Genomic DNA, 4202 nt, shown 5'->3' on the forward strand with positions numbered 1-4202 from the left:
GTTACCGAATAAGGTTTTTGGTAAATATGATTGGAATATAAACGGCAAAACCGGCATAGGTGCGGCGTGGGTCGTGGCGGCATTTGTATTGCCTATGCTGGTGTGGGCAGTATTTATGCTGGCGCGGATGTCCGGCTGGGTTGCACCGACCAAGGCCAATCCGACGTGGGCGTTGGTATGGCTGCTGTTTTCCCTGCCTTGCCTGCTGATTGCGGCCAAGTGCTTTGCTTGGAAGGGCTGGCGGCTGGTGGCCAACATCGTACTTTGTCTGGCGACTTGTGCCATCCTCAGCGTGCCTGCCGCATTGCTGATTGCATTTACACTCAACGACTTACTCAAATAGGCCGTCTGAAATGCAGAGCTTCGAACTCGAAGAAATGGCACTGTTTCTGATACGCGATGCGGATGAAGCGGAAATGTGGATAGATCGCTGGGCGGTCAGCTATCCGATTGTTCAAACCGCCGAAGCCGATAGTCGGCAAACCGTTTCCGAATGGCAACACGCCATTCGGACGGCCTTTGACCATATCGTCAGCAAAAATATTGCCGTCGTGGCTCATGGTGTTGGTGTGTCCGCATTTTTGGCATGGCTGTATCAAGCCGACATCCTGACGCAAAAACGCCTGACCAATATTATTTTGGTCTCGCCGCGTCCCGAGGCTTTTCCCGAAGACGAAATCCATACGTTCCAACGCGTCCGCTGTCCTTGCCGTACGGCGTTGGTCATCGCCGAAACAAACGGTACGCCACGCGATTGGGCGCAAGAACAGGCCGAACGCTGGCAGGCGCGCCTGCTTCAATCGCCGCATTCCGGCCAGTTAAACGGCGCGCTCGGCGGTTGGCAATGGGGCATGAAGCTGATGCAGGAAATGCTGTTGAGTAAGTAGTGTAGCAGTATCTATTAATAAACGAAGGCCGTCTGAAACCGATATGTGTTTCAGACGGCCTTTGTTTGCAATATCATGTTAAATATAATTAAAAGAAACTATTCTCATTTCTCTTATGAAGCAATATAATTCGGTTGTTTCGTTAAATTGAGTATAAAAATGCAAATACCATTTCATTTGGCTTTATTACCCACGCTGATTATTGCTTCCTTCCCTGTTGCCGCCGCCGATACGCAGGATAATGGCGAACATTACACCGCCACCCTGCCCACCGTTTCCGTGGTCGGACAATCCGACACCAGCGTACCCAAAGGCTACATCAACTACGACGAAGCCGCCGTTACCCGCAACGGACAGCTCATCAAAGAAACGCCGCAAACCGTCGATACGCTCAATATTCAGAAAAACAAAAACTACGGCACGAACGATTTGAGTTCCATCCTCTAAGGCAACGCCGGTATTGACGCTGCCTACGATATGCGCGGCGAAAGCATTTTCCTGCGTGGTTTTCAAGCCGACGCATCCGATATTTACCGCGACGGCGTGCGCGAGAGCGGACAGGTCCGCCGCAGCACCGCCAACATCGAGCGCGTGGAAATCCTGAAAGGCCCGTCTTCCGTCCTTTACGGCCGCACCAACGGCGGCGGCGTCATCAATATGGTCAGCAAATACGCCAACTTCAAACAAAGCCGCAACATCGGTGCGGTTTACGGCTCGTGGGCAAACCGCAGCCTGAATATGGACATCAACGAAGTGCTGAACAAAAACGTCGCCATCCGCCTCACCGGCGAAGTCGGGCGCGCCAATTCGTTCCGCAGCGGCATAGACAGCAAAAACGTCATGGTTTCGCCCAGCATTACCGTCAAACTCGACAACGGCTTGAAATGGACGGGACAATAAATACACCTACGACAATGTGGAGCGCACGCCCGACCGCAGCCCGACCAAGTCCGTGTACGATCGCTTCGGACTGCCTTACCGCATGGGTTTCGCCCACCCAAACGATTTTGTGAAAGACAAGCTGCAAGTTTGGCGTTCCGACCTTGAATACGCCTTCAACGATAAATGGCGCGCCCAATGGCAGCTTGCCCACCGCACGGCGGCGCAGGATTTCGACCATTTTTATGCAGGCAGCGAAAACGGCGGCCGAATCAAACGCAACTACGCCTGGCAGCAGACCGACAACAAAACCCTGTCGTCCAACTTCACGCTCAACGGCGACTACACCATCGGCCGTTTTGAAAACCACCTGACCGTAGGCATGGATTACAGCCGCGAACACCGCAACCCGACCTTGGGTTTCAGCCGCACCTTTTCCGCCTCCATCGATCCATACGACCGCGCAAGCTGGCCGGCTTCGGGCAGGCTGCAACCCGTCCTCACCCAAAACCGCCACAAAGCCGATTCCTACGGCATCTTCGTGCAAAACATCTTCTCCGCCACGCCCGATTTGAAATTCGTCCTCGGCGGCCGTTACGACAAATACACCTTCAATTCCGAAAACAAACTCACCGGCAGCAGCCGCCAGTACAGCGGCCACTCGTTCAGCCCCAACATCGGCGCAGTGTGGAACATCAATCCAGTCCACACACTTTACGCCTCGTATAACAAAGGCTTCGCACCTTATGGCGGACGCGGCGGCTATTTGAGTATCGACACTTCGTCTGCCGCCGTGTTCAACGCCGACCCCGAGTACACCCGCCAATACGAAACCGGCGTTAAAAGCAGTTGGCTGGACGACCGCCTCAGCACTACATTGTCCGCCTACCAAATCGAACGCTTCAATATCCGCTACCGCCCCGACGCGCAAAATAATCCCTACACTTGGGCAGTCAGCGGTAAACACCGTTCGCGCGGCGTGGAATTGTCCGCCATCGGGCAAATCATTCCCAAAAAACTCTATCTGCGCGGTTCGTTGGGCGTGATGCAGGCGAAAGTCGTTGAAGACAAAGAAAATCCCGACCGAGTGGGCATCCATTTGAATAACACCAGCAACGTTACCAGCAACCTGTTTTTCCGTTACACACCAACCGAAAACCTCTACGGCGAAATCGGCGTAACCGGTACAGGCAAACGTTACGGCTACGACTCAAGAAATAAAGAAGTGACTACGCTTCCAGGCTTTGCCCGGGTTGATGCTATGCTCGGCTGGAACCATAAAAACGTCAACGTTACCTTTGCCGCAGCCAATCTGCTCAATCAAAAATATTGGCGTTCGGATGCCATGCCGGGTAATCCGCGCGGCTATACTGCCCGGGTAAATTACCGTTTCTGATGAAATCAGGCAAAGGCCGTCTGAAAATAAGGCTATGATCTAAGCCATATTTCAGACGGCCTTTATAAAGGCTGAAATAAAACTAAACACATTTTTTCACTCAAATCGAACACACCTCCAACAAAATGCCATAAAATCCGCCCATTGATTTGAATGTAAAGAGATACCTATGAAACTGAAAACCTTAGCCTTGACCTCATTAACCCTGTTGGCATTGGCCGCTTGCGGCAAACAGGCGGAAACCAGCGTTCCGGCAGACAGCGCCCAAAGCAACACATCCGCTCCGGCAGCCCCTGCCGCATTGACCGAAGGTGTCAATTACACCGTATTGTCCAATCCGATTCCGCAACAGCAGGCCGGCAAAATCGAAGTATTGGAATTCTTCGGCTACTTTTGCCCGCATTGCGCCCATCTTGAGCCGGTTTTGAGCGAGCACATCAAAACGTTTAAAGACGATACCTATATGCGCCGGGAGCATGTCGTGTGGGGTGATGAAATGAAACCTTTGGCACGTTTGGCGGCCGCAGTGGAAATGGCCGGTGAATCAGATAAAGCCAACAGCCATATTTTCGATGCGATGGTTAACCAAAAAATCAACTTGGCCGATACCGATACCCTGAAAAAATGGCTGTCCGAGCAAACTGCGTTTGACGGCAAAAAAGTATTGGCTGCATTTGAGGCTCCTGAAAGCCAAGCGCGTGCGGCTCAAATGGAAGAATTGACCAATAAATTCCAAATCAGCGGCACACCGACTGTGATCGTTGGTGGCAAATACCAAGTCGAATTTAAAGACTGGCAGTCCGGCATGACCACGATTGACCAGTTGGTGGACAAAGTACGCGAAGAGCAGAAAAAGCCGCAATAATTTAAAGGCTGAATGAGTAAAGGCCGCCTGAAAATAGGATTTCAGGCGGCCTTTTATATTAGATGTTATAGAAAGAAATGATTGTTTAAAGCCCCAAGGTTTTAAATCAGAATATAAAACCAAAACGCCGTCTGAAACTTTTCAGACGGCGTTTTCTGTCAAATCGGCTTACAAA

General features: G+C 51.6%; 3 protein-coding genes and 1 pseudogene. All 4 read left to right on the forward strand.

Annotation, left to right across the window (positions count from 1 at the left end; genetic code table 11):
• Window positions 1-343: hypothetical protein (locus Q1M25_RS08555; protein WP_300483854.1), on the forward strand; the 343-nt coding region annotated here is incomplete at its 5' end.
• A gap of 10 nt (window positions 344-353) precedes the next feature.
• Complete coding sequence (locus tag Q1M25_RS08560) at window positions 354-887, forward strand: alpha/beta hydrolase (RefSeq protein WP_300483855.1); 534 nt, start codon at window positions 354-356, stop codon at window positions 885-887.
• Between the two features lie 159 nt (window positions 888-1046).
• Window positions 1047-3162 (forward strand): annotated as a pseudogene (locus Q1M25_RS08565) (TonB-dependent receptor).
• A 169-nt stretch (window positions 3163-3331) separates the two neighbouring features.
• Window positions 3332-4027, forward strand: coding sequence for a thiol:disulfide interchange protein DsbA/DsbL (locus Q1M25_RS08570; RefSeq protein ID WP_003749428.1), 696 nt, complete (start codon window positions 3332-3334; stop codon window positions 4025-4027).
• Window positions 4028-4202 lie beyond the last annotated feature (175 nt).

This window comes from uncultured Neisseria sp. (assembly GCF_951230505.1).
In the GTDB taxonomy this organism is placed as follows: domain Bacteria; phylum Pseudomonadota; class Gammaproteobacteria; order Burkholderiales; family Neisseriaceae; genus Neisseria.